This window comes from Microbacterium sp. AC132, from assembly GCF_979258525.1.
On the sequence record NZ_OZ409862.1, the window covers coordinates 510,377 to 536,429 of the forward strand.

24 protein-coding genes and 1 pseudogene are annotated in these 26,053 nt (G+C 69.6%); 17 read left to right on the plus strand and 8 right to left on the minus strand.

Annotated elements, in window-relative coordinates:
- Positions 1–56: 56 nt before the first annotated feature.
- Entirely contained in the window at positions 57–494 is a 438-nt protein-coding gene (locus ACZZZQ_RS02390; RefSeq protein WP_187250130.1) for an Lrp/AsnC family transcriptional regulator, read from the minus strand.
- A gap of 151 nt (positions 495–645) precedes the next feature.
- Here ACZZZQ_RS02390 and pdhA point away from each other — a divergent pair, with 151 nt between their 5' ends.
- The 4 genes from pdhA to ACZZZQ_RS02410 all read left to right on the plus strand — a co-directional run bounded on the left by pdhA (position 646) and on the right by ACZZZQ_RS02410 (position 5,640).
- Positions 646–1,746, plus strand: coding sequence for a pyruvate dehydrogenase (acetyl-transferring) E1 component subunit alpha (gene pdhA / locus ACZZZQ_RS02395; RefSeq protein ID WP_056277509.1), 1,101 nt, complete (start codon positions 646–648; stop codon positions 1,744–1,746).
- Positions 1,743–2,771 (plus strand): alpha-ketoacid dehydrogenase subunit beta, encoded by a 1,029-nt coding sequence (locus ACZZZQ_RS02400; RefSeq protein WP_463506811.1) that lies wholly within the window; start codon positions 1,743–1,745, stop codon positions 2,769–2,771. The genes pdhA and ACZZZQ_RS02400 overlap by 4 nt, the downstream gene beginning before the upstream one ends.
- Positions 2,768–4,171, plus strand: a complete 1,404-nt coding sequence (locus ACZZZQ_RS02405; RefSeq protein ID WP_463506812.1) for a dihydrolipoamide acetyltransferase family protein — start codon at positions 2,768–2,770, stop codon at positions 4,169–4,171. Before ACZZZQ_RS02400 ends, ACZZZQ_RS02405 begins: the two co-directional genes overlap by 4 nt.
- A gap of 149 nt (positions 4,172–4,320) precedes the next feature.
- On the plus strand, positions 4,321–5,640 hold the full coding sequence (locus ACZZZQ_RS02410; protein WP_056277770.1) for an MFS transporter: 1,320 nt from the start codon (positions 4,321–4,323) through the stop codon (positions 5,638–5,640).
- Positions 5,641–5,693: 53 nt separating this feature from the next.
- Here the strand turns inward: ACZZZQ_RS02410 and ACZZZQ_RS02415 are convergent, their stop codons facing one another.
- The 5 genes and pseudogenes from ACZZZQ_RS02415 to dhaK all read right to left on the minus strand — a co-directional run bounded on the left by ACZZZQ_RS02415 (position 5,694) and on the right by dhaK (position 11,224).
- Complete coding sequence (locus ACZZZQ_RS02415) at positions 5,694–6,983, minus strand: hypothetical protein (protein WP_463506813.1); 1,290 nt, start codon at positions 6,981–6,983, stop codon at positions 5,694–5,696.
- 144 nt (positions 6,984–7,127) lie between these two features.
- Complete coding sequence (ptsP, locus tag ACZZZQ_RS02420; RefSeq protein ID WP_463508082.1) at positions 7,128–9,674, minus strand: phosphoenolpyruvate--protein phosphotransferase; 2,547 nt, start codon at positions 9,672–9,674, stop codon at positions 7,128–7,130.
- Complete coding sequence (locus ACZZZQ_RS02425) at positions 9,592–9,780, minus strand: DAK2 domain-containing protein (RefSeq protein WP_463508083.1); 189 nt, start codon at positions 9,778–9,780, stop codon at positions 9,592–9,594. Before ACZZZQ_RS02425 ends, ptsP begins: the two co-directional genes overlap by 83 nt.
- Before the next feature lie 68 nt (positions 9,781–9,848).
- Positions 9,849–10,235, minus strand: a pseudogene (gene dhaL / locus ACZZZQ_RS02430) (dihydroxyacetone kinase subunit DhaL); the annotation flags it as partial.
- Positions 10,232–11,224, minus strand: a complete 993-nt coding sequence (gene dhaK, locus ACZZZQ_RS02435) for a dihydroxyacetone kinase subunit DhaK (protein WP_056277499.1) — start codon at positions 11,222–11,224, stop codon at positions 10,232–10,234. The gene dhaK and the pseudogene dhaL, both read right to left, overlap by 4 nt.
- A gap of 158 nt (positions 11,225–11,382) precedes the next feature.
- Between dhaK and ACZZZQ_RS02440 the strand changes: the two genes are divergently transcribed.
- Positions 11,383–12,150, plus strand: coding sequence for an IclR family transcriptional regulator (locus ACZZZQ_RS02440; protein ID WP_053099028.1), 768 nt, complete (start codon positions 11,383–11,385; stop codon positions 12,148–12,150).
- Positions 12,151–12,156: 6 nt separating this feature from the next.
- Here the strand turns inward: ACZZZQ_RS02440 and ACZZZQ_RS02445 are convergent, their stop codons facing one another.
- Positions 12,157–12,768 carry a TetR/AcrR family transcriptional regulator gene (locus ACZZZQ_RS02445; RefSeq protein ID WP_053095438.1) on the minus strand — a complete coding sequence of 204 codons (612 nt, stop codon included), beginning with the start codon at positions 12,766–12,768 and terminating at the stop codon, positions 12,157–12,159.
- Between the two features lie 111 nt (positions 12,769–12,879).
- Here ACZZZQ_RS02445 and ACZZZQ_RS02450 point away from each other — a divergent pair, with 111 nt between their 5' ends.
- The 6 genes from ACZZZQ_RS02450 to paaK are packed head-to-tail and all read left to right on the plus strand — an operon-like array spanning position 12,880 to position 19,462.
- On the plus strand, positions 12,880–14,067 hold the full coding sequence (locus ACZZZQ_RS02450; protein ID WP_463506814.1) for a thiolase family protein: 1,188 nt from the start codon (positions 12,880–12,882) through the stop codon (positions 14,065–14,067).
- Positions 14,064–14,792 carry an enoyl-CoA hydratase/isomerase family protein gene (locus tag ACZZZQ_RS02455; protein ID WP_463506815.1) on the plus strand — a complete coding sequence of 243 codons (729 nt, stop codon included), beginning with the start codon at positions 14,064–14,066 and terminating at the stop codon, positions 14,790–14,792. The genes ACZZZQ_RS02450 and ACZZZQ_RS02455 overlap by 4 nt, the downstream gene beginning before the upstream one ends.
- Complete coding sequence (locus ACZZZQ_RS02460; protein ID WP_431738397.1) at positions 14,789–15,655, plus strand: 3-hydroxyacyl-CoA dehydrogenase family protein; 867 nt, start codon at positions 14,789–14,791, stop codon at positions 15,653–15,655. Before ACZZZQ_RS02455 ends, ACZZZQ_RS02460 begins: the two co-directional genes overlap by 4 nt.
- The gene (gene paaZ / locus ACZZZQ_RS02465; protein WP_431738398.1) at positions 15,652–17,733 is read left to right on the plus strand and encodes a phenylacetic acid degradation bifunctional protein PaaZ; all 2,082 of its coding nucleotides are present in this window, start codon (positions 15,652–15,654) and stop codon (positions 17,731–17,733) included. Before ACZZZQ_RS02460 ends, paaZ begins: the two co-directional genes overlap by 4 nt.
- Before the next feature lie 5 nt (positions 17,734–17,738).
- Positions 17,739–18,122, plus strand: a complete 384-nt coding sequence (paaI, locus tag ACZZZQ_RS02470) for a hydroxyphenylacetyl-CoA thioesterase PaaI (RefSeq protein WP_082297754.1) — start codon at positions 17,739–17,741, stop codon at positions 18,120–18,122.
- 44 nt (positions 18,123–18,166) lie between these two features.
- Entirely contained in the window at positions 18,167–19,462 is a 1,296-nt protein-coding gene (gene paaK / locus ACZZZQ_RS02475) for a phenylacetate--CoA ligase PaaK (RefSeq protein WP_363522020.1), read from the plus strand.
- A 24-nt stretch (positions 19,463–19,486) separates the two neighbouring features.
- On the opposite strand, the gene ACZZZQ_RS02480 is transcribed toward paaK, so the two are convergent.
- On the minus strand, positions 19,487–21,607 hold the full coding sequence (locus tag ACZZZQ_RS02480) for a RecQ family ATP-dependent DNA helicase (RefSeq protein WP_463506816.1): 2,121 nt from the start codon (positions 21,605–21,607) through the stop codon (positions 19,487–19,489).
- Between the two features lie 94 nt (positions 21,608–21,701).
- On the opposite strand from ACZZZQ_RS02480, the gene ACZZZQ_RS02485 reads away from it, so the two are divergent.
- The 6 genes from ACZZZQ_RS02485 to paaE all read left to right on the plus strand — a co-directional run bounded on the left by ACZZZQ_RS02485 (position 21,702) and on the right by paaE (position 26,043).
- The gene (locus tag ACZZZQ_RS02485) at positions 21,702–22,121 is read left to right on the plus strand and encodes a pilus assembly protein CpaE (protein ID WP_394195366.1); all 420 of its coding nucleotides are present in this window, start codon (positions 21,702–21,704) and stop codon (positions 22,119–22,121) included.
- 122 nt (positions 22,122–22,243) lie between these two features.
- Positions 22,244–23,221 carry a 1,2-phenylacetyl-CoA epoxidase subunit PaaA gene (paaA, locus tag ACZZZQ_RS02490; RefSeq protein ID WP_400340542.1) on the plus strand — a complete coding sequence of 326 codons (978 nt, stop codon included), beginning with the start codon at positions 22,244–22,246 and terminating at the stop codon, positions 23,219–23,221.
- Positions 23,221–23,526 (plus strand): 1,2-phenylacetyl-CoA epoxidase subunit PaaB, encoded by a 306-nt coding sequence (gene paaB / locus ACZZZQ_RS02495; RefSeq protein ID WP_053095429.1) that lies wholly within the window; start codon positions 23,221–23,223, stop codon positions 23,524–23,526. Before paaA ends, paaB begins: the two co-directional genes overlap by 1 nt.
- Positions 23,523–24,365 (plus strand): 1,2-phenylacetyl-CoA epoxidase subunit PaaC, encoded by an 843-nt coding sequence (gene paaC, locus ACZZZQ_RS02500; protein ID WP_463506817.1) that lies wholly within the window; start codon positions 23,523–23,525, stop codon positions 24,363–24,365. The genes paaB and paaC overlap by 4 nt, the downstream gene beginning before the upstream one ends.
- Complete coding sequence (gene paaD, locus ACZZZQ_RS02505) at positions 24,359–24,865, plus strand: 1,2-phenylacetyl-CoA epoxidase subunit PaaD (protein WP_295102221.1); 507 nt, start codon at positions 24,359–24,361, stop codon at positions 24,863–24,865. The genes paaC and paaD overlap by 7 nt, the downstream gene beginning before the upstream one ends.
- A complete protein-coding gene (gene paaE / locus ACZZZQ_RS02510; protein ID WP_463506818.1) occupies positions 24,865–26,043 on the plus strand; it encodes a 1,2-phenylacetyl-CoA epoxidase subunit PaaE in 1,179 nt (392 codons plus the stop codon). The genes paaD and paaE overlap by 1 nt, the downstream gene beginning before the upstream one ends.
- The last annotated feature ends 10 nt before the right edge of the window (positions 26,044–26,053 follow it).

Genomic DNA, 26,053 nt, shown 5'->3' on the forward strand with positions numbered 1-26,053 from the left:
TTGTCGCGGAGCGCGCCGCAGATGTCCGAGTGCGAAGGGATGACCTCCGCATCCGCTCAGATCAGGGTGAAGTCCTCGAAGATGAGGGTCGTGCGTGTGGAGCGGATCGAGGGGATCGCCTGGATGTCCTCCAAGACGATGCGGCGGAGGTCGCGCGCGTCGCTCGCCCGCACGAGCAGGATGACGTCGAAGTCACCGCCGACGAGCGCCATGTGCTCGATCTCGGGAATCATCCGCAGCCTGGCGCTGACCTCCTGCCAGGTGGCCTGCTCGATGGCGAGTGTCACATAGGCGCTCGCATGGTGGCCGAGCAGCACGGGGTCGGTGCGCACCGAGTAGCCGGTGATGATGCCCGCATCGGTCAGCCGCTTGATCCGTGCGTGAGCGCCCGCTCTCGAGATGTGCACGGCCTCGGCGATGGCGGTCATCGACGCCCGGGCGTCGATGCGCAGCTGCTCGAGAATCGCGTGATCGGTGTCGTCCAGCGTGATCATGGAACCCCTTCGTCCTCTACCTGAATTCTGACATTTCGTCACGGAGGTGAGCAAGTAGATCGCATTCGTCCACGATGCGCCGAATGTTCTTGGACGTCTGTCGCGAGGAGAGCATGCTGGCGTCATCGAGTTCGGCAAGGAGGGCGAACGGATGGAACACGCACACCTGCTCCCGCGCGACACGGCGGTGCAGCTCATCGACGCAGAGGGCCGTGTCGTCGACGACCCGCACTTCCCGCTGCCGGATACGGACACCCTGCTCGCCGCCTATCGCGGTCTCGTCGAGGGGCGCCGCATCAACGATCAGGCCAGCGCTCTCGTCCGCCAGGGCCGCCTCGCCGTCTACCCGTCGTCGCACGGTCAGGAGGCGTGCCAGATCGGAGCGGCCCTCGCCCTCGACGCCGGCGACTGGCTCTTCCCCACGTATCGGGACTCGGTCGCGGTCATCGCCCGGGGTGTCGCACCGGCCGAGGCGATGGTGCTGCTGAAGGGCGACTGGCATTCGGGCTACGACGTGCGAGCGCACCACGTCGCGCCTCAGGCCACTCCGCTCGCCACACAGCTGCTGCACGCGGTCGGCTTCGCGTATGCCGCGAAGAAGCGCGGAGAGCAGACGGCCGTCCTGGCACTGTGCGGCGACGGTGCGACCAGTGAGGGCGACTTCCACGAGGCGCTGAACTTCGCCGCCGTCTTCCGTGTGCCGGTCGTCTTCCTCGTGCAGAACAATGAGTTCGCGATCTCGGTACCGCTCAGCCGCCAGACCGCCGCGCCGTCGCTGGCCCACAAGGCGATCGGATACGGGATGCCGGGGCAGCGCGTCGACGGCAACGACGTCGCCGCCGTGCTGGCCGTTCTCGGCGAGGCCATCGCCCATGCCCGCTCGGGCGACGGGCCGACGCTCATCGAGGCGCACACCTATCGGATGCAGGCGCACACGAACGCCGACGACGACACGCGCTATCGCGAGCGCGCCGAGGTCCAGGCGTGGGTCGAGCGCGACCCGCTGACGCGACTGCGAGCACACCTGACGAGCGCCGGCGTCCTCACGGCCGACCGTGAAGCCGAGTACGCGGCGGAGGCCGAGAAGACCGCCGCGGCGATGCGAGAGGCGCTCAACGTCGATGCCGAGATCGATCCCGAGGATCTGTTCCGCTTCGTCACAGAGACCCGCTCTCCGCAGCGCGAGGAGCAGTGGCAGATGCTGAGGGACGAGATCGCACGCAACCACGCAGCAGCCGGAGGTGCACGATGACCATCGCCCACGACGACATCCGGGTCGACACCCGCGCACTGTCCGTGTCGACCATGAGCATGGCCGCCGCACTGAACCTCGCCCTCGCGGATGCGATCGAGAGCGATCCCGAGGTCGTCGTCTTCGGCGAGGACGTCGGAGCGCTCGGCGGCGTGTTCCGCATCACCGACGGACTCACGGCGCGGTTCGGCGAGGACCGCTGCTTCGACACCCCGCTCGCCGAATCCGGCATCGTCGGCACAGCCGTCGGCATGGCCATGAACGGCATGCGTCCCGTCGTCGAGCTGCAGTTCGACGCCTTCGCACTGCCGGCGTTCGAGCAGATCGTCAGTCACGTCGCGAAGCTCGGCAACCGGACGCGCGGTGCGGTGCGGATGCCGCTCGTGATCCGCATCCCCTTCGGCGGCGGCATCGGCGGGGTCGAGCACCACTGCGACTCCTCCGAGGCGTACTACGCGCACACCCCGGGCCTCACCGTCGTGAGCCCGTCGACTCCCCAGGACGCCTATTCGCTGCTCCGGGCGGCGATCGCCTCGCCCGACCCGGTGATCTTCCTCGAGCCGAAGAAGCTGTACTGGACGAAGGGAGAGGTCGACACCTCGGCGACGGCGGACATCGGCTCCGCCCGCATCGCCCGCGAGGGCACCGACGTCACCCTGCTCGCCTACGGCGCCTCGGTGCCGCTCGCGCTCGAGGCCGCCGATGTGGCGGCATCCGAGGGGCGCAGCGTGCAGGTCGTCGACATCCGTTCGCTGTCCCCGTTCGACGACGCCACGGTCACCGCCGCCGTGCGCGCGACCGGACGAGCGGTCGTGATCGCCGAGGCTCCCGGATTCGCCAGCGTGGCCTCCGAGATCCAGGCGCGCGTCTTCGAGCGCTGCTTCGAGTACCTCGAGGCTCCGGTGCGCCGCGTCACCGGATTCGACACCCCCTACGCCCCGCCCAAGCTCGAGCACTGGTACCTGCCCGACGTCGACCGCGTGCTGGACGCCATCGACTCGCTGCATTGGGAGGACGAGTCATGACGGCGCTGACCACCCACGTCTTCCGGCTGCCGGACCTCGGCGAGGGACTCACCGAGGCCGGACTCGTGCAGTGGCTCGTCTCCGTCGGCGACACGATCGTCACCGACCAGGCGATCGCCGAGGTCGAGACGGCGAAGAGCGTGGTCGAGCTGCCGTCGCCCTTCGCCGGCGTCGTCACCGCACTGCACGGAGAACCGGGCGAGACCATCGACGTCGGAGCGCCGGTGCTCGAGGTCGCCGACGGCGCCTCTTCTTCTTCTGCGGATCCTTCCTCGGCAGACGCTCCGAACACGGATGCGGGAGGCGATCTCCGTGCGGATGCCGGCGATTCGGAGCAGGAGGCGTACCGCGAAGAGGAGCGCGCAGGGTCCGGCAACGTCCTGATCGGCTATGGGACCACGGAGCGCGGCGCGACCGGCCGACGGCGCCCGAAGGCGAAGGCGACATCCGAGATGCCACGCGAGAAGCCGGACGCGAATGCTTCGGAACGGCGGCCCGTGGCCGTCCGCTCTCCCCTGGTGCGACGACTAGCCCGCGACCTCGGACTCGACGTCCACGCCATCACCCCGACCGGCCATGACGGCGCCGTCACGCGCGCCGACGTGCTGGCTGCCGCTGTCGACGACGCCGTCGACGGGGCAGCGGCGCAGCATCGCCGCGATGATCACCAACCGCAGCCCGCGAACGCCGAACGTCTCGATGGCCTCGCCGTCGTCTCCCGTGAGCGGATGTCCCCGCTGCGCAAGGCGGTCAGCGCACGACTGACCCGCAGCCGCTCCGAGATCCCCGAGGCCACGGTCTGGGTCGACGTCGATGCCACCGAGCTCTGGAATCTGCGCTCCGAGATGGTTCCGGCCGGCGGCAGGGCACCGTCGATCACTGCCCTCGTGGCACGCTTCGTCGTGCTCGCGCTCGCGGAGCATCCGGTGCTCGCCTCCCGCCTGAGCGACGACGGGTCGGAGATCATCTCCTTCGACGGCCTCAACCTCGGCGTCGCCGCCGACACCGAGCGCGGCCTCCTGGTGCCCGTCATCCCGCGGGCGCACGAGCTCACCGTCGAACAGCTCGATGTCGCGCTGCGCGAGCTGTCGGCGACGGCGCGTTCGGGGGCGATGCCTCCGGAGCGGCTGCGGGGGTCGACGTTCACCCTCAACAACTACGGCGGGCTCGGGGTCGACGGCTCGGCCGCGATCATCAACCACCCCGACGTCGCGATCCTCGGCATCGGTCGCATCATCGAGCGCCCGTGGGTGATCGACGGTCAGATCGTCGCCCGCCGCGTCGCTCAACTGTCGCTGGTGTTCGATCACCGCGTGTGCGACGGCGGGTATGCGGCGAGCTTCCTCCGCCGCGTCACGGAGCTCATCGAGCATCCGCTGCGCGCGTTCGGCAAGGTCTGAGGGCGTCTGAGTCGCGCGGTCGCAGATGTGGGGCTTGGGTCGCCCGGCCACCGTGCGCTACTCTCGTCAATTACTGACCGATCATTCGGTAAGTAGCTCGGGGTGACGCAGCGTCGCTCCTCCGCACCCGCAGAACAATGGAGTTCTTCATGACGTCAGCAGTATCCGCGCGCACCTCGACGGCGCGAATGCCCGCCGAGGAGCGGCGAGTCCTCGCCAGCACCCTGGTCGGCACCTCGATCGAGTGGTACGACTTCTTCATCTACGCGCAAGCAGCAGGCCTCGTGCTCGCGCCGCTTTTCCTCGCCCCGATCGCTGAGGAGAACAAGGGATTCGCGCAGATCCTCTCCTTCGCCACGATCGGGATCTCCTTCCTCTTCCGCCCCTTGGGAGCCATCGTCGCCGGGCACCTGGGCGACAAGCTGGGCCGCAAGAAGATGCTCGTCTTCACGCTCGTGATGATGGGACTCTCCACCTCGCTGATCGGCGTGCTGCCGACGTACGCCGCGATCGGCGTCGCCGCTCCGATCCTTCTCATCGTGCTCCGCATCCTGCAGGGGTTCTCGGCGGGCGGCGAGTGGGGCGGAGCGGCACTGATGGCCGTCGAGCACGCCCCCACGGCCCGCCGGGGGCTCTTCGGCGCCTTCCCGCAGATCGGCGTCCCGATCGGCATGATCCTCGCCACAGCCACGCTCTGGGTGCTGACGAGCTCGATGTCCCCCGAGGCGTTCCTCGAGTGGGGCTGGCGGATCCCGTTCCTGATGTCGATCGTGCTGATCGCCGTCGGCTACGTGATCAGGCGCGCCGTCGACGAGAGCCCCGTCTTCGAGGATCTCCGTCGTCGTCGTCAGGAGGCCTCCGCGCCGCTGGGTCGCCTGTTCCGCAAGAACACCAAGCAGGTCGTGCTCACTGCACTGATCTTCATCGGCAACAACGCCGCCGGGTACCTGCTCATCGCGTTCTTCGCGACCTACGCCGTCACCGCCCTCGGCATGGAGCGTCCTCCCGTGCTGCTGGCGACGACGCTCGCGTCGTTCGGCTGGCTCATCTTCACGCTCTGGGGCGGCCACCTCTCCGATCGTCTCGGACGCGTCCGCACCTTCCAGATCGGATACATCGCGCTCGCGCTGTGGGCGGTGCCGATGTGGTTCCTGATCGACACGGCGAACATCTTCTGGTACTTCGTGGCGCTGTTCGTGATGACGTTCGCGCTCGGGCTCTCGTACGGCCCGCAGGCGGCTCTCTATGCCGAGATGTTCCCGGCCAACGTCCGCTACTCGGGCGTCTCGATCGGATACGCGCTGGGTGCCATCCTCGGCGGGGCGTTCGCACCGATGATCGCGGAGGCTCTGATGAACCAGTTCCAGGCGGCCTGGACGATCGGCGTCTACATCGCCATCACGGCGGTGATCTCCCTCATCGCCGTGTCGATGGTGAAGGAGACCAAGGGCGTGGATCTGCACGCCTGATCATCGTCTTCCCGGCATGCTGCGGGCCGGTCGGTCATCCGACCGGCCCGTCGTCAGCCGAAGACCAGCGGCGTGCGTGCCGTCGCGTCCTCGACCGTGATGCCGACGATCGTCGCCCCCTCCTCGAGCACCTCGCGATCGGCCTGGAAACGGAAGACCTGCCCGTCGCGCGTCGTGACGGCGTAGAAGTGATCGCTCGACGACACGACCTCGACCACGGTGCCTCCGGGGTAAGCAGCCATCGCATCCGCGACGGGGGCGCCGAGGCGGATATCACCTCGCGACGGCAGCGCGGCTCCGTCACCGACGATGTCGCCGAGGCTGCGGTCGCTCCCGACGGTGATCGACCCGACGGCATCGCCGGCCTCGACGGGGCGCACCAGGATCGTCCCCGCCTCCGCGGGGGCGATGAGGGTCCACGGGCCGCCGTCGTACTCGGGTTCGACGACCTGCGCGTCCTCGCCGGCGGCGGCGACCGCGGACTCGACCGAGTCGCCGAGTCGGAGCGGACCCACGCCGCCGACTCCGACCTGCCAGTCACTCCACGCGGTTCCGGGATCGCCGGACGGGTCTGTCTCGGCGACGGGCGGGTTCTCGGTGAGCTCCTCGACCAGCCCGGACCGGGCCTCCTCAGCGCGTTCTCGAAGCAGCAGCGCCGCCGCCTCGGCGTCGAAGTCGCGATCGCCGCTGAAAGGCTGCCACAGCTGCACGATCACGTTCCCGGTCGAGGCGAACGCGCTGAACGACCGCCAGTCGAGCGCCGCATCGATCAGCGAGCCCGCGAAGGCCCGGGTGTTCTCGGACGCTTCGGGGATCACGGCATCGAAGGAGACGGTTCCCTCCTTGACGAACTCGGCGCACTGCTCGGCCGCCTGGAGCAGCTGATCCATGCGGCCCTCGGCGTGAGCCTCGTCGGCGAACTGCATGATCGTCATCCGGCCGAAGCCGTTCGTGGGATCCGTCGGCACCTGCCACTCGATCGTCCTCGCCCCGACGCTGCCGAGTGACTGCTCGGCGTAGAGAGCGTCGCAGATCGGCGGATCCGCAGGGAGGCTTCCGCCGTCCGATATCTGTTCGAGGACCGGCGACGGATCGCCGACGTCCGTGGCGTCCGGAACGATCCCCACGATCTCCTCGGGGGCGAGCGCGAATGCGTCGAGCTCGTCGCCGACGAACACGATCGGTCCGGCATACGGCTCGGGCGCGGCGGTCGTCCGGGACGGCGATGGCGACGGAGGCGATGACGTCTGGGGACTCGGGGCGCAGGCGCTCACGGCGGCCACGGCACCGATCCCGATCAAGGCGAGCGTCACTCGCGCTCGACCCGTGATGAAGACAGCCATTGAATCCTCCGACCTCGTCATTCGCCGATGCAGACGTCCCCTCCTGGAGCCTAGGCGCGCTGGGACGACCTCGACCAGGAGCCCGTACATGTCGAGATCAGAATGATGCCGGAGAGCGCATATGTCGTTGACGCGACGACCGCGTCACTCTCCGTTGAGTACGGCGGCTGCGGCGGCGCGGGCATCGACAGCCGTCGCTGCTCTCAGGACCGCTTGCGCAGCGGCATCGCACTGTTCGCCCGTGACGCCCGCGAGCGCCGCCGCGACTCGACCCAGCGCACGGGGTGTCATCGACAGCGACGTGACGCCGAGCCCCACGAGCACGGCGGCCAGAGCGGGATCGGCAGCGGCCTCGCCGCATACCCCCACCGGCAGGCTCCACCGGCGTCCGGCCGCACCCGCCTGCCCGATCAGTCGCAGCACGGCCGGCTGCCACGGATCGTTCAGATCGCCCAGCTCTCCGAGCAGTCGATCAGCCGCGAGCGCGTACTGGGCGAGGTCGTTGGTCCCGATGCTCACGAAGTCGACGACCTCGAGCATCTCCGACGCGAGGAGCGCGGCGGAGGGCGTCTCGATCATCACCCCCACAGTCTCCAGACCGGCTTCTCGCGCACGCTCCGCGAAGTCGCGTGCCTCATCGACCGTGGCCACCATCGGAGCCATCACCTCGACGAGTGCCGACTCCGCCCCCGCGGCGAGCGCCAGTGCCCTGAGCTGATCGTCCAGCAGCTTCGGAGCCCGTCGCGCGATCCGGAGTCCCCGCACGCCGAGAGCGGGATTGTCCTCCGCGTCGGAGTTCGCGAAAGGCAGCGGTTTGTCACTGCCGGCATCGAGCGTGCGCACCACGACCCTCTGCCCCGGAAACGCGGCGAGGACACCTCGGTAGGCGTCGACCTGCTCGTCGATCGTCGGTGCGTCGGCGCGGTCGAGGAAGCAGAACTCGGTGCGGAAGAGACCGACGCCCTGGGCCTTCGAGGCAGCGGCCACGACGGCCTCGGCCGCTCCCCCGACATTGGCGAGGAGCGGGATGCGCCGTCCGTCGGCGAGCACCCCCTCGCCGTCGAACGGCACCACGAGCGACGCGGCCTTCGCCTCGGTGACTCGAGAGCTGCTCGGGTCGATCTCGACCGTGCCCCGATCGCCGTCGACGAGCACGACCGCACCGCGCGGGATCCCGGTCGCGCCGATGACTCCGACCACTGCGGGGATTCCGAGCGACCGGGCGATGATCGCCGTATGCGAGGTGGGGCCGCCCTGCTGCGTCACGAGCGCGACGCAGTTGCCGCCTTCCAAGGCTGCCGTGTCCGCGGGGGCGAGATCCGACGCGACCAGCACGAAAGGCTCCTCACGCTCGGGAACGCCCGGCATCTCGACCTCGAGGATCTCCGCGATCATCCGATCACGGACATCGCGGATGTCGGCCGCTCGCTCGGCCATCCGCCCACCGAGAGCCGCGAGTCCTTTCTCGTGCGCCGCCGATGTCTCCCAGATCGCCCGCGCGGCCGTTCGACCCCGCGACCGCACGAGGTCCGCCGCCTCGGCCACCAGTTCGGGGTCGGAGGCCAGCAGACGCGACGCGTCGAGGATCGCCCGAGCCTCGCCGGTCGCCGCCCTCGTGCGCGCCCGCAGCTGGTCTGCCACCGCCACTGCGGCCCACTCGATCGCAGATGCCTCGGCCTCCCGATCACCAGGCGCGACGACGGTGCTCTCCTCCGGCTCACGCACGGGCGCGGCGAGGAGCACGGCCTCGGCGGCGACCCTGCCCGAGCTCACGCCGCGACCACGCAGCACGTCGCCTGCCCGGACGGGAGGGGACTCGAGGGCTGTCTCTGCAGCGTGCGCCCCGACCGACCCCGAGGCGACGGCGTCGACGTCCGTGCCTTCACCGAATCCGTCGTCGAAAAGGGCCACCAGTCGGTCGAGCGCCCCCTCGGCGTCGGGCCCGAGTGCCGACAGCTCGATCCGGTCGCCCTGCCTGGCACCGAGGATCAGCAGGCGTGACAGACTCGCACCCGACGCCTCAGCGCCGTCGGGCAGTCGACGCAGTCGCACATCGATGCCCGCCGATGCCTCGGCGATCAGAGCCGCCGGTCGCGCGTGGATACCGAGCGGATTGCGCACGACCACCGTCCGCGTCATGGCACCCGACCGGTCGGTCGATGCGGACTCGATCGGAGCGGCTCCCGTCGACGGGTCCTCGAGCTGGCCGCTCTTGGCGGCGAGCGCGATCGACGCCTCCCCCGCGACGACGTCCAGCGATGCGCCGGCAGCGGCCGACACGACGGCCGCCAGCAGCCCTTCCACGAACGGCGCGGGGGCGAGGCGCACCGGCACATCGCTCGTCCGCAGCTCCAGCGCGAGCTCGGCGCTCAGCACTGCGGAGCCGAGATCCATCAGCACGAGGACACCGTCGCAGTCGGCGGCCAGCTCATCGATCGCCGCGGCGACAGCGACGGCATCCGTGCCGAGGACGGGCGCGCCGTCGGCATCCGTTCCGGCGCCTGCGGCGACTCTCACTCGCGCTCCCCGCCCTGCACCATCTGCAGGGCGAGCTCCAGCGCCGCCTCCCCGAGTCGAGCGCTGTGGGAGACGGCGACGATGCCGATCATCAGGAGGATTCCGCGGTCGCCTGGGCGAGGGACTCGAACAGCAGTGTCGTCGACGCCGCACCGGGGTCGAGATGGCCGGCACTGCGTTCCCCGAGATAGCTCGCACGTCCCTTCCGGGCGACGAGCGGTTCGGTGGCATCCCGACCGGACGCGGCAGCCTCTGCGGCCGCCGCCGTCGCGGCAGACAGGTCTCCCCTCCGGAGATCGCGGCGTCGAACGCGTCCACCGCGGGCGCCATGGCGTCGAACATGGTCTTGTCGCCGGCCTCGGCCTTGCCGCGAGCGACGATGCCATCGAGGCCGGCACGCAGCGAGCCGCCGAGTCCGGCGCCATCGAGCTCGGTCACGGGCCCTGCAGCCATCCCCATCCGCAGGAACAGCGTGCCGTAGAGCGGCCCGCTGGCGCCTCCGACCGAGCTCACGAGAGTCATGCCGACGGTCTTGAGCAGCTCGTCGACCGTGTCGGGCACACCCGAGTCGAGCTTCGCCACGACCGCATCCATGCCACGGGCCATGTTCGCGCCGTGGTCGGCGTCTCCGATCGCCGAGTCCAGCTCGGTGAGCCATTCGCGCTTCTCGGCGATGACGTCGCGGAACCGCCGGATCCAGTCGGCCAGGGCCGCGGTGTCGATCGCCGCCATCATGCACCCCACCGCAGTCCGGGGGTGTTGACGGGTGCGTCCCACAGCCTGAGCAGCTCGTCGTCGGCCTTCAGCACCGTGAGCGAGCAGCCGGCCATGTCGAGCGAGGTGATGTAGTCGCCGACCAGGTTGCGGGCGATCTGCACTCCCGCCTGCTCGAGCAGCGCGGCCACCTCGCCGTACATCAGATACAGCTCGATCAGCGGGGATCCGCCCATGCCGTTGAGCATCACGATGGCGGGACCTGAGACGTCGAGATCGGCGAGGATCGGCTCCACGAGCTGCCGGGCGATCTCGGATGCCGGCGCCAGTGGCTCCCGGTGCCGACCGGGCTCGCCATGGATGCCGATGCCGATCTCCATCTGGTCCTCGGGCAGATCGAACGTCGGCTTGCCCGCTGCGGGAACCGTGCAGCTGGTGAGCGCCATGCCCATCGACCGCCCCTGTCCGTTGATGCGCTTCGCGAGGGCGACGACGGCGTCGAGATCCTGCCCCTCTTCAGCCGCGGCGCCGACCAGCTTTTCGAGCAGCACCGTGAGTCCGACGCCACGACGCCCTGCCGTGTAGAGCGAGTCCTGCACGGCGACATCGTCATCGACGATCACGGTGCCGACCTCGATGCCCTCCATCGAGGCGAGCTCCGCCGCCATCTCGAAGTTGAGCACGTCTCCCGTGTAGTTCTTCACGATGTGCAGCACACCGGCCCCGCGATCGACGGCCTTCGTGGCGGCCTGCACTCGATCGGGGGTGGGCGAGGTGAAGACCTCGCCGGCGACGGCGGCGTCGAGCATGCCGAGGCCCACGTATCCCCCATGCAGCGGTTCGTGGCCGGACCCTCCACCCGAGACGATCGCGACCTTCCCCTCCGCCTTCGGCGTCGAGCGGGTGATCACGTGCGTCTCGAGGTCGACCGAGAGCTCCGGATGCGCGAGCGCGACGCCGCGCAGCGACTCGACCAGCACATCGGCGGGGTTGTTGATGAGCTTCTTCATCGTTCGATCTCCTTTGATCTCTACGGCGGCGCTCTTTCGCAATATTGGAAAGTTATTCGTCAATGTCGAATATGCTCGGGCGCAGTCGAGTTGTCAAGATCGACCTGACGACCGATGCGACCGCCCGGCTCGACGACGATCCGGAGAGAGGAGCCGCGATGATCCAAGCCATCGATCGCGCAGCGAAAGTGCTCGAGCTGCTGCAGGGTGCGCGCCATCTCGGCATCACGGATCTCGCGCTCGCCCTGAGCCTTCCCCCGTCGACCGTGCACGGGATCGTCAAGTCCCTGCGCGAGCACGGACTCGTCGCGAAGGAGCGCGGCGGGCAGCGCTACATGCTCGGTCCCACCCTGCTGCGGCTGAGCAACGTCTACCTCGACACCCTCGACGTCCGGGCCAGAGCCATGCGGTGGACGCAGGAGCTCGCACGCCGCACGAACCTGCCGGTGCGCCTCGGGGCGCCGCACTTCCACGAGGTGCTCGTGATCCACCACGACCTGCGTCCGGACGACAGCCAGCAGATGCTCGAGACCGGCGTGGCGATCCCCGCGCATGCCTCCGCGATGGGAAAGGTCCTGCTGGCGCACGACCTCGGCTTCCAGCGCACCGTCTTCGAGCGGCCGCTGCACAGCCTCACCGGGGACACGATCACCGACGTCGCCCGACTGCTGCTCGACCTGCCGGCCATCGCCGAGCGGGGCAGCGCCTCGGAGACCGATGAGGCCGTGCTCGGAGAGTCGTCCGTCGCCGCGCCGGTCGCCGACGCGTCGAACGACATCGTCGCCGCGGTCGCCGTCGTGATGCCCACATCGCAGGCTCCCGCCTCGGACGCGGTGCTCAACGCGCTGCGCGAGACGGCGCGCAACATCTCCCGCGAGCTCGGAGCGACCAGCTGGCCTCCCCGCGTGGCGCCGGCCGACGACTGAGCCCGCTCAGCGGGACTGCAGCCCGTCGAGGCTCACCCGCAGGATGTCCTCCCCCAGCTCGTCGGGATCGACGGGACCCCCGGGTCGATACCACTCGACGACCGAGTTGATCATCCCGAAGATGAGCCTGGTGGCGACCGCCGCATCGACGTCGTCACGGATCAGCCCCTCGGTCTGCGCTTCCGACACGATCGCGGTCACGCGCTGGTCGAACGCACGTCTGCGCACCAGCGCGGAGGTCTCGACATCGCCGTTCCCCCGCACGCGCAGCAGCAGCGTCACCGAGGGGAGCTTCTCGGTGAGCACCCGCACCGCGCCGCGGATGATCGCCCGCAGCCGGTCGGAGGCCAGCGAGTGCTGCGCGGTCGCATCATCGACGACGGCCTCGAGCGCATCGAGCGCATCGTTCAGCGCGAGCTCGAGGATCGCCGACTTGGATTCGAAGTGGTGGTACAGCGCCGACTTCGTCAGCCCCAGCGTCGCGCTGAGGTCGGCCACGCTCGTCGCGTCGTAGCCGTGCTCGTTGAAGACCTTGACGGCGACCGCGAGCACCTGCTCGCGGTCATAACCTGGCCGGCCGCGCTTGGGGGCCGGCGCCTGGATTCCGGGCTCTGCCATGGGCCCAGTCTGTCAGTCCGGATGAGTTGCCATTCGCGGAAGGATCTGAGATCGTATTCCTGACCGATCGGTCTGAAAATATCGCCAGCGTGGGCGTTCGAGAGGATGACGATGTCCGAGGCCTATCTCGTCGACGGGGTCCGCACCCCCGTCGGTCGCTACGGAGGCGCACTCGCCGGCATCCGTCCGGACGATCTGGCGGCCCTCGTCGTCGCCGCCACAGTCTCGCGAGCCGCCATCCCCGGCGACGACATCGACGAGGTGATCCTCGGCGCCGCGAATCAGGCGGGCGAGGACAACCGCAACGTCGCACGGATGGCCGTGCTGCTCGCGGGCCTCCCCGATTCGATCCCCGGATTGACCGTCAACCGCCTCTGCGCCTCGGGGATGTCAGCCATCGCACTCGCCGCGAACGCCGTGCGCGCAGGGGACGCCGACCTCATCGTCGCGGGTGGCGTCGAGTCCATGACACGCGCGCCCTGGGTGCAGGCGAAGCCCGAGCGGGCATGGGCCAAGCCCGGCGCGGCCTTCGACACATCGATCGGCTGGCGCTTCACGAACCCGCGGCTGAGCGCCCGCGACAAAGCCACGTTCTCGATGCCCGAGACCGCCGAAGAGGTCGCACGCATCGACGGGATCACCAGAGCGGATGCCGACGCCTTCGCGCTTCTGAGCCATCAGCGCGCCATCTCGGCGATCGACGGGGGACGCCTCGCCCCGGAGATCGTGGGCGTCGAGACGGGCCGCGGACTCGTCGACACCGACGAAGGCCCGCGCAGGGACAGCACGCTCGACGCGCTGGCCGCACTCCGTCCGGTCGTCGCAGGCGGCCAGGTCGTCACGGCGGGCAACTCCAGTTCCTTGAACGACGGAGCCTCGGCGATCATCGTGGCGAGCGCCGAGGCGGTCGAGCGACATGGCCTTCGTCCGCGCGCACGGATCGTCGCCTCGGCGACCGCCGCGCTCGCCCCCGAGATCATGGGCCTGGGTCCCGTGCCGGCAACGCAGAAAGCGCTCGCGAAGGCGGGCCTACAGGTCGGCGACCTCGGAGCCGTCGAGCTCAACGAGGCCTTCGCCACGCAGTCCCTCGCCTGCATCCGCCGCCTCGGACTCGACCCGTCGATCGTCAACGCCGACGGCGGAGCCATCGCGCTCGGCCATCCCCTCGGCTCCAGCGGATCCCGCCTGATCGTCACACTGCTCGGCCGACTCGAGCGCGAGAACGCGCGCTACGGTCTGGCCACGATGTGCGTCGGCGTGGGTCAGGGCACCGCGATGATCGTGGAGCGTCTGACATGACTCTGCGCATCGAGGAGCATCGAGACCGGGTGGTCGCCACGCTCGACCGGCCCGAGAAGCGCAACGCCATCGACCAGGCGACGATCGACGCGCTGCACGACCTCTGCGCGCTGCTCGAGCGGACGCCGCGCACGCTGATCATCACCGGCACCGACGGCGTCTTCGCGGCGGGCGCCGACATCGCCCAGCTGCGCGATCGCACCGCCGACGACGCCCGACGCGCCATCAATGCGACCGCATTCATCCGCATCCATGATCTCCCGATGCCGGTGATCGCCGCACTCGACGGATACGCGCTCGGGGGCGGAGCCGAACTCGCCTACGCCGCCGACATCCGCATCGCGACGCCGTCCCTCCGCATCGGCAACCCCGAGACCGGGCTCGGCATCATCGCCGCAGCCGGCGCGACCTGGCGCCTGCCCGAGATCGTCGGAGACGCGAGGGCGAGCGAGCTGCTCCTCACCGGCCGAGCTCTGGATGCCGAAGAGGCGCTGAGGTGGGGACTCGTGTCGTCGCTCCATCCGGCCGACGAGCTGCTCGCGGCCGCACACCGGATCGTCGATCGCATCGCGGCGAACGATCCCCTCGCGACGCAGCACATCAAACGCGCTCTGCGCACTCCGCGAGCAGGCCACCCGGCGATCGAGGTCGAACTGCAGGCCGAGCTGTTCGAGTCGCCCGAGAAGATCCGCCGCATGACCGACTTCCTGGAGAAGAGACGATGAGCGACATCGGCAGCGCCCCGAATCGGGTCGGCGTGCTCGGAGGCGGCCGCATGGGAGCCGGCATCGCACATGCGTTCCTGCTCGCCGGATCTCACGTCAGCGTGATCGAGCGCGATGCGGCGAGCGCCGATGCGGCGCTGACCCGCATCGGCGGCAGCATCCGCAGATCCGTCGACCGCGACCCCTCTCTCGACGAGGCCGAATTGACCGCGCGCATCACGACCGGCGTCGATCCCGGAGCCTTCGCCGCGGTCGACCTCGCGATCGAGGCGGTTCCCGAAGACCGGGCCCTCAAGGAGGACGCACTGTCGCGGGCCGAAGCCGTGCTGCCCCCGTCGGCGGTTCTGGCGAGCAACACCTCGTCGATCTCGATCGACGATCTCGCTGCGGGCCGCAGGCATCCGGAGCGATTCCTCGGCCTGCACTTCTTCAATCCGGTGCCCGCGTCGGCCCTAGTCGAGGTCGTGCGCGGCGCAGCGACCGACCGGTCGGTCGTCGAGAGCGCCACCGCCTGGGTGGCCGCCCTCGGCAAGACGCCGATCGTCGTCAGCGACTCCCCGGGCTTCGCGTCGTCGCGGCTGGGCGTGATGCTGGGCCTCGAGGCGATCCGGATGCTCGAGGAGGGCGTCGCCTCGGCCGCCGACATCGATGCCGCGATGACGCTCGGGTATCGGCATCCGATGGGTCCGCTGCGCACCACCGACATCGTCGGGCTCGATGTACGCCTCGGCATCGCCGAAGAGCTGGAGCGCACGCTCGGCGAGCGATTCGCTGCACCGGAACTGCTGCGCCGCATGGTCGCCGAGGGAAAGCTGGGCCGCAAGAGCGGCGAAGGGTTCTACGCATGGAACGAGGAGAGATGACCGAGTATCTGCCGAGCTACGTCCAGGGCGAGTGGTGGACGCCGTCGTCACCCACGCGATCCACAGAGGTCCGCGATGCGTCCACCGGCGACGTCGTCGCCGTCGTGTCGTCCGTGGGCCTCGACCTGGCCGGGGCACTGGAGTACGCCCGCTCCGTCGGGCAGAAGAGCCTCGGTGCGCTCACGTTCCACCAGCGGGCCGTGCTGCTGAAGCAGTTCGCCCTCGCTCTCACCGAGCGCAAGGACGAGCTGTATGCGCTGTCCGCCCGTACCGGCGCCACGAAGGCCGACTCGTGGGTCGACATCGACGGCGGCATCGGCGTGCTCTTCTCGTACTCGGGCAAGGGCCGCCGCGAGCTGCCGAACAGCCGCGTGCATGTCGACGGCCCCGTGGAGCCGCTGTCGAAGGACGGGTCGTTCCTGGGTCGTCATGTCTACACGACGCTCCCCGGGGTCGCTGTGCAGATCAACGCGTTCAACTTCCCGGTGTGGGGTTCGCTCGAGAAGTTCGCACCCGCGTTCCTCGCCGGCATGCCGACGCTCGTGAAGCCCGCGACGCCCACCGGCTACGTCGCCGAGGCGATGGTGCGCATCCTCGTCGAATCGGGACTGCTGCCCGACGGATCGCTGCAGCTCGTCAGCGGCAGCGTGCCTGACCTGTTCGAGAACCTGCGGCTCGGCGACATCGTCGGGTTCACCGGCAGCGCGTCGACCGCGGAGAGCCTCAAAGCCCACGCCGCGGTGCAGACCGGCGGCGTGCGGTTCACCGCCGAGACCGACTCGATCAACGCCTCGGTGCTCGGCACCGACGCGATCGAGGGAACCCCGGAGTTCGACGCCTACGTGCGCCAGCTCGTCACCGAGATGACGAGCAAGGCCGGCCAGAAGTGCACGGCCATCCGGCGTGCGATCGTGCCGGCGGGCTCGGCCGACGCGATCATCGGCGCCGTGCAGGCGCGCCTCGCCGAGAAGACCGTGCTGGGCGACCCCCGCGCCGAGGGCGTCACCATGGGTCCCCTGGCCTCGACGGGGCAGCGCGATGAGGTGCTGCGCCAGGTGGATCGCCTGCAGGCGGCGGGCGGGCAGGTCGTCGTCGGGACGACGGATGCTCCCGAGGTCCGCCGCGCAGACGGCAGCACCGGCACCGCACCCGACGGAGCCTTCGTGTCGCCGCTGCTGCTGCGCTTCGAGGACTCGCAGTCCGACGCGGCGCACTCGATCGAGGCCTTCGGCCCCGTGTCGTCGCTGCTCACCTACGACACCATCGCCGAGGCCGCAGCGCTCGTCGCCCGGGGTGGCGGCTCGCTGGTCACCAGCATCGCCACGCATGACCCGGCGCAGGCCGTCGAGCTCGCCACGCGCATCGCACCGTTCAACGGCCGGATGCTGCTGCTCGACCGCGACGATGCACGATCGTCGACCGGGCACGGATCGCCCCTGCCCAACCTCGTGCACGGCGGCCCCGGTCGAGCCGGCGGCGGTGAGGAGCTCGGCGGCATCCGCGCGGTGCTGCATCACATGCAGCGCACGGCAGTGCAGGGTTCACCCGAGATGCTGACTGCCTTGACGGGTGTCTGGCACGCGGGGGCGGCCGCGCGCAGCGACGGTCGGCATCCGTTCCGCAAGTCGCTCGCGGAACTCCGCATCGGCGACCAGATCGTCTCCGGCTCGCGCGAGGTGACCCTCGCCGACATCGAGACGTTCGCGCACTTCACGGGCGACACGTTCTACGCCCACATGGACGAGGCATCCGCCGCCGCGAACCCGTTCTTCCCCGGACGGGTCGCGCACGGCTACCTGCTCGTCTCGTGGGCCGCGGGTCTCTTCGTCGATCCGGAGCCCGGACCCGTGCTCGCGAACTACGGTCTGGAGAATCTGCGATTCATCACGCCGGTCTCCCCCGGCGACACGATCCGCGTCGAGCTGACCGCGAAGCAGATCACGCCGCGTGAGACGGACGAGTACGGAGAGGTGCGCTGGGACGCGGTGATCCGCAATCAGAGCGACGAGCTCGTCGCCACCTACGACGTGCTCACGCTGGTGAACAAGCAGCCGACACCCGAGGTCGTCGCCGCATGAGAGAGATGATGCAGCGCGATGCCGCATCGCAGATGCTCGGCATGACCGTCGAGGAGGACGCCCCCGGAGAGGCCGTCGTCTCGATGACCGTGCGCGACGACATGCTGAACGGGTTCGCCATCACGCATGGCGGACTGGTGTTCACCCTCGCCGACACCGCCTTCGCGATCGCCTGCAACGAGGACGATCGCGTCACGGTCGCGGGTGGTGCCGACATCACCTTCCTGAAATCCACGACCGCCGGCCAGCGACTGACAGCGCGCGCGGTGCGCCGTGTCGTCAGCGGACGCAACGGCCTGTACGACGTGACGGTGACCGACGAATCGGGCGATGTCGTCGCCGAGGTCCGCGGCCGCTCGCTCACGACGAACCGGTCGCACCCCGCCTGAGCGCACGCACGCTCACTGCTCTGTCCCCGACGAAGGAGTCGACGATGACCGCAACACATGCCGAGATCGGTGCCGAGGCCGAGCTGCATTCACCTGAACGACTGGCGCGGCTGCAGCTGCAGCGCCTGCAGTGGACCGTCCGGCATGCCTACGAGAACGTGCCGACCTATCGCCGCAAGTTCGACGAGCACGGCGTGCACCCCGACGACGTGCGCACCCTCGACGACGTGCGGCGTCTGCCGTTCACCACCAAGGCCGACCTGCGCGAGAGCTATCCGTTCGGCATGTTCGCCGTGCCGATGGCCGACGTGCGACGCGTCCACGCGTCGTCGGGCACGACGGGGCGGCCGACGGTGGTCGGCTACACCGAAGGAGACCTCGACCGGTGGAGCGACCTGGTGGCGCGGTCGCTGCACGCCGCGGGCATCCGCGCGGGGATGAAGGTGCACAATGCCTACGGCTACGGGCTCTTCACCGGCGGACTCGGCGCGCATGCCGGGATCGAGCGTCTCGGAGCGACCGTGATCCCGGTGTCGGGAGGGCAGACCGCCCGGCAGGTGCAGCTGATCAGGGATTTCGAACCGGATGCCATCCTCTGCACGCCGAGTTATCTGCTCACGATCGCTGACGCGATGGAAGCCTCGGGCATCGATCCGACGACCACGTCGCTGCGCGTCGCGGTGCTCGGCGCCGAGCCGTGGACGAACGAGATGCGTCGTGAGATCGAGCGGCGACTGAACATCGATGCCGTCGACATCTACGGGCTCAGCGAGGTGATGGGGCCGGGGGTCGCGAGCGAGAGCGTGCTCACGAAAGACGGCCCGCACATCTGGGAGGACCATTTCCTGCCCGAGATCATCGACGGAGAGACCGGGGAACGGCTGCCGGACGATGCGCTCGGCGAGCTCGTCTTCACGTCGCTGACCAAAGAGGCTTTTCCTGTGATCCGGTATCGCACGCGCGATCTGACGCGCCTGCTGCCGGGAACCACCTTTCCGGCGCTTCGACGCATGGAGAAGATCACCGGCCGCAACGACGACATGATCATCCTGCGCGGCGTGAACCTCTTCCCCACCCAGATCGAGGAGCTGGTGATGGGCATCGAGACGCTCACCCCGCACTTCGTGCTCGAGCTGCACCACGTCGGGCAGCTCGACACGATGACCGTGCGCATCGAGCGACACCCGTCGCTGAGTGCCGAGGACTGCGATGCCGCCGCTGCGGTGCTCACCCACCGCATCAAGATGCACATCGGCACCAGCGTCGACGTGACGGTCGAGGAGCCGGGCACGCTGCCCCGGAGCGAGGGCAAATACCAGCGGGTCTACGACCTGCGGTAGGGCTCGAGCCGGGTGTCCCCGCCGTCAGCCGCGCAGCGCGAGCACGAACGGGAGCACGTCGCTCGCCCCCGCCTGGCGCAGCGTGCGCGCGGCGACCGTGAGCGTCCAGCGGCTGTCGGCGAGATCGTCGACGAGCAGCACGGGACCGGTCGGCACGTCGACGCCCTGCGCGCTGAATCTGTCCCACAGACCTGCCAGCCGGAACACGCTGTTGCCACCGGGTTGGCCCGTCGGCCCGCCGTTCACGAGGTCGAGCGCACCGAGATACGGCAGGCGGCCGATCTCGGCGATCCCGCGGGCGAGTGAGTCGACGAGCAGCGGATGCGATCGCGACGGCATGGCGACGACCGCGACGGGGCGCTCGGTCCACCCCCAGTCGGCGAGCACGCGCACGCAGCCGCCGAGGACCTGGGGCGTCACCACCGCGTCAGGGGCTCCCGCCGCGAAGAGCTCGCGCAGCGTGCCGCCCCAGCCGAGGTCGGTGAGACGGGCGAGTGCGCGCCCTTCTCCGGCCTGCTCCCCCGCGGGGATGCGCCCCTTCACCGGCACGTCGAGCTTGTCGGCTCCGGTCGGCCAGGCGCGGCGAGGCTCGACCGGGACACCGACGCGATCGAGCGATTCCGCGGCCTGCGTCGTCGCCGATTCGCCGATCTCGCTCGGGAACCAGATGCCGGCGCAGTTGTCGCATCTCCCGCAGGGCGCAGCCGTGTCGTCGTCGAGTGAGCGCTGGAGGAATTCCATGCGGCATCCGTCGGTCTGCTCGTAGTCGATCATGTGCTGCTGCTCGGCGCGACGCTCGGCCGCGATGCGCTCATAGCGCTCGGCGTCGTAGGCCCACGGCTGCCCCGTCGCGACCCACCCGCCCTGCACCCGGCGCACCGCGCCGTCGACGTCGAGAACCTTGAGCAGCAGTTCGAGCGGAGTACGCCGGATGTCGACCATCGCCTCGAGCGCGGGCGTCGAGATGGGCTGATCGCCGAGGGCGGCGATCACCCGCTCGGCGCGCTCCCGATCCGGCATCGACGCGGTCGCGAAGTAGTGCCAGATGTCGCGGTCTTCGACGCCGGGCAGCAGGAGCACGTCGGCGCTCTCGCTCGCACGACCGGCACGGCCGACCTGCTGGTAGTACGCGACCGGCGACGACGGCGCGCCGAGGTGCAGCACGAAACCGAGGTCCGGCTTGTCGAAGCCCATCCCGAGCGCGCTCGTGGCGACGAGGGCCTTGACCTCGTTGCGCTTCAGCATCCCTTCCGACTCGGTGCGCTCGTCGGTGTCCGTCTGTCCGGTGTACGCGCGCACGTCATGCCCGTGATCGCGCAGCAGCCGGGCGGTGTCGACCGCGGCCGCGACCGTCAGGGTGTAGATGATGCCCGAACCGGGCAGGTCGTCGATATGACTGAGCAGCCACGCGAGCCGGCTGGCGGAGTCGCGCAGACGCAGGACGCCGAGACGCAGCGAGGTGCGCGCGAGCGGGCCGCGGATCGTGAGCACCTCGGAGCCGGCGGCATCCGACGCCCCTCCCGTGCCGAGCTGCTCGGCGACGTCGGCCACGACCCTGCTGTTCGCGGTCGCCGTCGTCGCGAGCACGGGCACCTCGGGCGGCATCTGCTCGATGAGGTCGCGCAGTCGCCGGTAGTCGGGGCGGAAGTCGTGCCCCCAGTCGCTGATGCAGTGCGCCTCGTCGACCACCAGCATGCCGATTCGTCGAACGAGCGCCGGCAGCTGCTGCTCGCGGAACGCGGGATTGTTGAGTCGTTCGGGAGAGACGAGCAGCACATCGACCTCGTCTCGGTCGAGCTGCTCCATGACCTCCGACCACTCGTGCGCGTTGGTCGAGTTGATCGCCACCGCTCGAACGCCTGCCCGCTCGGCCGCGGCGATCTGATCGCGCATCAGCGCGAGAAGCGGCGAGACGAGGACGGTCGGCCCTGCCCCCTGGCGGCGCAGCAGCAGCGTCGCGACGAAGTACACAGCCGACTTGCCCCACCCGGTGCGCTGCACGACGAGCGCGCGGCGGCGCCCCTCGACCAGAGCCTCGATCGCCTCGTACTGACCGTCGTGGAAGTCGGCGTCCGGGCGGCCGACCAGCTCGCGCAGAGCCGAGAGCGCAGCGGTGCGGGTGTCGACAGAGGCGGGAGAAGTCATGTCTCCACTCTGCCCGATGCCTCCGACACCCGGTGCGCCACCATCCACAGGCGGATTCGAGCCGAGCCTCGGTGACGTCGTCTAGCGTGGGACGATGATCACCCGAGAACTGGCCGTATCCCTGCGCGACGCCGGACTCGTTTGGCATCCCGCCGAGGGCGACCGCTTTCAGCTCGATCTTCCGAACGATGTCGAGCTCGAGGCCGAAGCCGATGTCTTCACGGTCAGCGAGATGACGATCGAGGCCCGCCAGACCCCGAGCGGCACCGACCTCGCCTTCAACGGCACGACGGAGTGGGCGCTCGACGCCGTGACCCTCGCGGACGCGGTGTGGCTCCCCCGCGAGGATCAGCTGCGCGAGCTGCTGCGCGGCACCTTCCGGGCGCTGAGCCGCCTCTCCGACACCTTCGTGGTCGAGGTCGAGATCGCCGGCGAGACCCTGCGTTTCGAGCATCCGGATCCCGCCGAGGCGTACGGCAGAGCCCTCCTCGACCTCGTCTCCCGCTCGCGCTGAGCAACTCTCCGAGCATATCGCCGAGCGCCGCATCGGGGGTCTTCCTTGCGCCGCGACGACCTCCGTGTCAGAATTACCTAACGACCGGTCAGTAAAGCGGATCGGAAACCGAGGAGTCGATGATGACCAGCCCCGCAGATCTCTCCCTCGTCGACGGAGAGCTGTCCGACGACGAGCGCCTGTTCGACGAGCTCATCGCGAACGAGCAGCGCATCGAGCCTCGCGACTGGATGCCCGATGCCTATCGCAAGACGCTGATCCGTCAGATCTCGCAGCACGCGCACTCCGAGATCATCGGCATGCAGCCGGAGGGCAACTGGATCACCCGGGCGCCGAGCCTCAAGCGCAAGGCGATCCTGATGGCCAAGGTCCAGGACGAGGCGGGGCACGGACTCTATCTCTACTCCGCCGCACAGACGCTCGGCATCACGCGCGACGAGATGATGGATCAGCTCATCAGCGGCAAGGCCAAGTACTCGTCGATCTTCAACTACCCGACGCCCACCTGGGCCGACATGGGGGCGATCGGGTGGCTCGTCGACGGAGCCGCCATCTGCAACCAGGTGCCGCTGTGCCGCGCCTCCTACGGGCCCTACGGCCGCGCGATGGTGCGCGTCTGCAAGGAGGAGTCGTTCCATCAGCGCCAGGGATTCGAGATCCTGCTGTCGCTGATGCAGGGAACCGACGAGCAGAAGACGATGGCGCAGGATGCCGTGAACCGCTGGTACTGGCCGAGCCTGGCGATGTTCGGTCCGCCCGACGACCAGTCCCCCAACTCCGCGCAGTCGATGAAGTGGAAGATCAAGCGCTTCACGAACGACGAGCTGCGTCAGCGCTTCGTCAGCATGCTCGTGCCCCAGGCCGAGATCCTCGGCGTGACCCTGCCCGACCCTGATCTGCGCTTCGACGACGAGACCGGCCAGTACGTGATCGGCGAGATCGACTGGGACGAGTTCTTCGAGGTGCTGCGCGGCAACGGCCCGTGCAATGCCGAGCGTCTCGAACGCCGCCGCACGGCCCATGAGGACGGCGCGTGGGTGCGCGAGGCTGCGGCCGAGTACGCCCGCAAGCAGGCGCTGAAGACGAAGGCGGTGGCGTGATGGCGACGCCCGGTGCCGACGACCGCGAGCCCTGGCCGCTCTGGGAGGTCTTCGTCCGCGCGAACCGCGGCCTGAGCCACGTCCACGTCGGGTCGCTGCACGCCCCGGATGCCGACATGGCCATCCGCAACGCCCGCGATCTCTACACGCGACGCGGCGAGGGCGTGTCGATCTGGGCGGTGCCCGCCGAGGCGATCACGACCAGCGACCCCGACGCGAAGGGCGCCTACTTCGAGAGCCCCGCCGGCAAGAACTATCGGCACGCCGTGTACTACACGGCGTCCGAGGGGGTGCCGCACCTGTGAGCCACATCCAGGGCGATATCCACGGCGACCCGCACGGGGACGTCTCGGTCGACGAGCTGCGGCTCGGTGACGAGCTCACCGGAACCGGCTCCGCGGCGGCATCCGCCGACGTCGCCGAGTACGCGCTCTGGCTCGGCGACGACGCGCTGATCCTGTCGCAGCAGCTCGGTGAGTGGATCTCCCGCGCGCCCGAACTCGAAGAGGACGTCGCCCTCGGCAACATCGCGCTCGACCTGCTCGGGCATGCCCGCTCGTTCCTTCACTTCGCGGGGTCTTTCGACGGACGCTCCGAAGACGACCTCGCGTACTTCCGCGACGAGCCGGAGTTCCGCTGCGCCTGGATCGTCGAGCAGCCCAACGGCGACTTCGCGCAGACCATCGCCCGTCAGTTCGTCGTGTCGACCTACATGTTCGAGCTGTACTCGGCCCTGCGGGCGAGCAGCGACCCGACCCTCGCGGCGATCGCCGAGAAGTCCCTCAAAGAGGTCGACTACCACCGAGACCACGCGGTGCAATGGGTGCTGCGGCTCGCCGGCGGCACCGACGAATCCCGGCGGCGGATGATCCGCGCGCTGGGCGACGTCTGGCCGTATGCCGACGAGCTCTTCCGCGACGAGCCCCTGATCGACCGCCTCGGGGACGCCGCGGCGCGTCCGTCGACGCTGCGAGCGGGCTTCGACGCCGTCGTCGCCGCCGTCTTCGCCGAGGCCGAGCTGACGCTTCCCGCCGTCGCGGCATCCTCGGCCGGAGGACGGCGAGGAGCGCACGCGAGTCCGTTCGGCCATGTCCTCGCGGAGATGCAGGTCCTGGCGCGACGGCATCCGGGAGCATCATGGTGACCGGCACGCTGCAGACCGCGCCCCGGTCAACCGCCTGGCGGATCGCCGCGGCCGTGGCCGACCCCGAGGTGCCCGTGCTGACGATCGAGGACCTCGGCGTGCTGCGCGCGGTCAGCGTCGACGGCGACGTGGTGCGCGTCGACATCACCCCGACCTACAGCGGATGCCCGGCGATGGACACGATCCGCGACGACGTCATCCTCGCCCTGACCGCCGCGGGATATTCACAGGTCGAGGTCCGGCTCGTGCTCTCCCCCGCATGGACGACGGACTGGATGTCGGATGCCGGCAGGCAGAAGCTCGCCGAGTACGGCATCGCGCCTCCGACCGGGCGCTCGGCGATCTCGTCCGGCCCGATCCGCCTCGCGATCAGCGTGCGGTGCCCTCGGTGCGGCTCGCTGGACACCCGCGAGGTCTCGCGCTTCGGTTCGACCTCGTGCAAGGCGCTGTTCGAATGCCGCGCCTGCCTCGAACCCTTCGACCACTTCAAGGTGCACTGATGTCGCTGTTCGCCCTCTCCGGTCCCACGCCCGCGCCGTCGCCTCGTCGAGCCGCCGCGCCGACGAAGAAGCGCGCGCGCTTCCACACCCTCTCCGTCGAGGAGGTGCGGCCGCTGACCGACGACTCGGTCGAGGTGACCTTCTCGGTTCCCGCCGACCTCGCCGACGACTACGACCACCTGCCCGGCCAGTATGTCGCCCTGCGCACGTCGCTCGACGGCACGGAGGTGCGCCGGTCGTACTCGCTGTGCCGCGCACCCGAGCACCGCACGGCAGAGCAGATCTCCGCCGGTGTCCCGACCCGGCTCAGTGTCGCCGTGAAGCGCGACGAGGGCGGGCTCTTCTCGACCTGGGCGCAGACGGGCCTTCACCCCGGGTTCGAGATCGACGTGATGAGTCCGCAGGGCACGTTCACCTCCGGGCTCGACGATCTCGATCAGCGTCACGTCGTGGGCATCGCGGCCGGTTCCGGCATCACGCCGCTGATGGCTCTCGCCCACACCGTGCTGACGCGCTCCGACACCTCCCGCTTCACCCTGCTCTACACGAACCGCTCGACGCTCGACGTGATGTTCCTCGAGGATCTCGCCGACCTCAAGGATCGCTACCCGACGCGCCTGACGCTGCACCATGTGCTGTCCCGCGAGCAGCGCACGGCCCCCGTGCTCTCCGGACGCATCGACGAGGAGAAGCTGCGCACCATCCTGGGGGCGCTCATCGATCCGACCGACGTCGACGAATGGTTCCTGTGCGGACCGCTCTCACTGATCGACCTGTGCCGAGACGTGCTCGCCGACGTCGGTGTGCCGCGTGAGCACATCCGCTTCGAGCTCTTCACGACGGGTGACGAGCCGGCGCGCGCCGCCCGCCCTGTCGAGGTGCGCGCGGGCGAGAAGACGATCCGCATCGAGGTGAATCTCGACGGCGTCTCGTCGACCGTCGAGAGTCCGGTCGACGCGCACGAGTCCGTGCTCAATGCTGCTCTGCGGGTGCGACCCGATGCGCCGTTCGCGTGTGCGGGCGGCGTCTGCGGAACCTGCCGTGCGAGGGTCATCGAGGGCAGCGTGACGATGACGGAGAACTACGCGCTGGAGCCCGATGAGCTCGAGCGCGGCTACGTCCTCACCTGCCAATCCCACCCCACGAGCGACCGCATCGTGGTCGACTACGACGTCTGAGGAGCATCGG

Coding starts and splice junctions, on each gene's coding strand:
- paaK (WP_363522020.1), top strand. CDS start 18,167: ATGACCGCAACACATGCCGAGATCGGTGCCGAGGCCGAGCTGCATTCA.
- ACZZZQ_RS02405 (WP_463506812.1), top strand. CDS start 2,768: ATGACGGCGCTGACCACCCACGTCTTCCGGCTGCCGGACCTCGGCGAG.
- ACZZZQ_RS02410 (WP_056277770.1), top strand. CDS start 4,321: ATGACGTCAGCAGTATCCGCGCGCACCTCGACGGCGCGAATGCCCGCC.
- paaZ (WP_431738398.1), top strand. CDS start 15,652: ATGACCGAGTATCTGCCGAGCTACGTCCAGGGCGAGTGGTGGACGCCG.
- ACZZZQ_RS02440 (WP_053099028.1), top strand. CDS start 11,383: ATGATCCAAGCCATCGATCGCGCAGCGAAAGTGCTCGAGCTGCTGCAG.
- ACZZZQ_RS02455 (WP_463506815.1), top strand. CDS start 14,064: ATGACTCTGCGCATCGAGGAGCATCGAGACCGGGTGGTCGCCACGCTC.
- ACZZZQ_RS02480 (WP_463506816.1), bottom strand. CDS start 21,607: ATGACTTCTCCCGCCTCTGTCGACACCCGCACCGCTGCGCTCTCGGCT.
- paaA (WP_400340542.1), top strand. CDS start 22,244: ATGACCAGCCCCGCAGATCTCTCCCTCGTCGACGGAGAGCTGTCCGAC.
- ACZZZQ_RS02415 (WP_463506813.1), bottom strand. CDS start 6,983: ATGGCTGTCTTCATCACGGGTCGAGCGCGAGTGACGCTCGCCTTGATC.
- paaB (WP_053095429.1), top strand. CDS start 23,221: ATGGCGACGCCCGGTGCCGACGACCGCGAGCCCTGGCCGCTCTGGGAG.
- dhaK (WP_056277499.1), bottom strand. CDS start 11,224: ATGAAGAAGCTCATCAACAACCCCGCCGATGTGCTGGTCGAGTCGCTG.
- paaI (WP_082297754.1), top strand. CDS start 17,739: ATGATGCAGCGCGATGCCGCATCGCAGATGCTCGGCATGACCGTCGAG.
- ACZZZQ_RS02450 (WP_463506814.1), top strand. CDS start 12,880: ATGTCCGAGGCCTATCTCGTCGACGGGGTCCGCACCCCCGTCGGTCGC.
- paaD (WP_295102221.1), top strand. CDS start 24,359: ATGGTGACCGGCACGCTGCAGACCGCGCCCCGGTCAACCGCCTGGCGG.
- ACZZZQ_RS02390 (WP_187250130.1), bottom strand. CDS start 494: ATGATCACGCTGGACGACACCGATCACGCGATTCTCGAGCAGCTGCGC.
- ACZZZQ_RS02400 (WP_463506811.1), top strand. CDS start 1,743: ATGACCATCGCCCACGACGACATCCGGGTCGACACCCGCGCACTGTCC.
- ACZZZQ_RS02485 (WP_394195366.1), top strand. CDS start 21,702: ATGATCACCCGAGAACTGGCCGTATCCCTGCGCGACGCCGGACTCGTT.
- ACZZZQ_RS02445 (WP_053095438.1), bottom strand. CDS start 12,768: ATGGCAGAGCCCGGAATCCAGGCGCCGGCCCCCAAGCGCGGCCGGCCA.
- ACZZZQ_RS02460 (WP_431738397.1), top strand. CDS start 14,789: ATGAGCGACATCGGCAGCGCCCCGAATCGGGTCGGCGTGCTCGGAGGC.
- pdhA (WP_056277509.1), top strand. CDS start 646: ATGGAACACGCACACCTGCTCCCGCGCGACACGGCGGTGCAGCTCATC.
- paaE (WP_463506818.1), top strand. CDS start 24,865: ATGTCGCTGTTCGCCCTCTCCGGTCCCACGCCCGCGCCGTCGCCTCGT.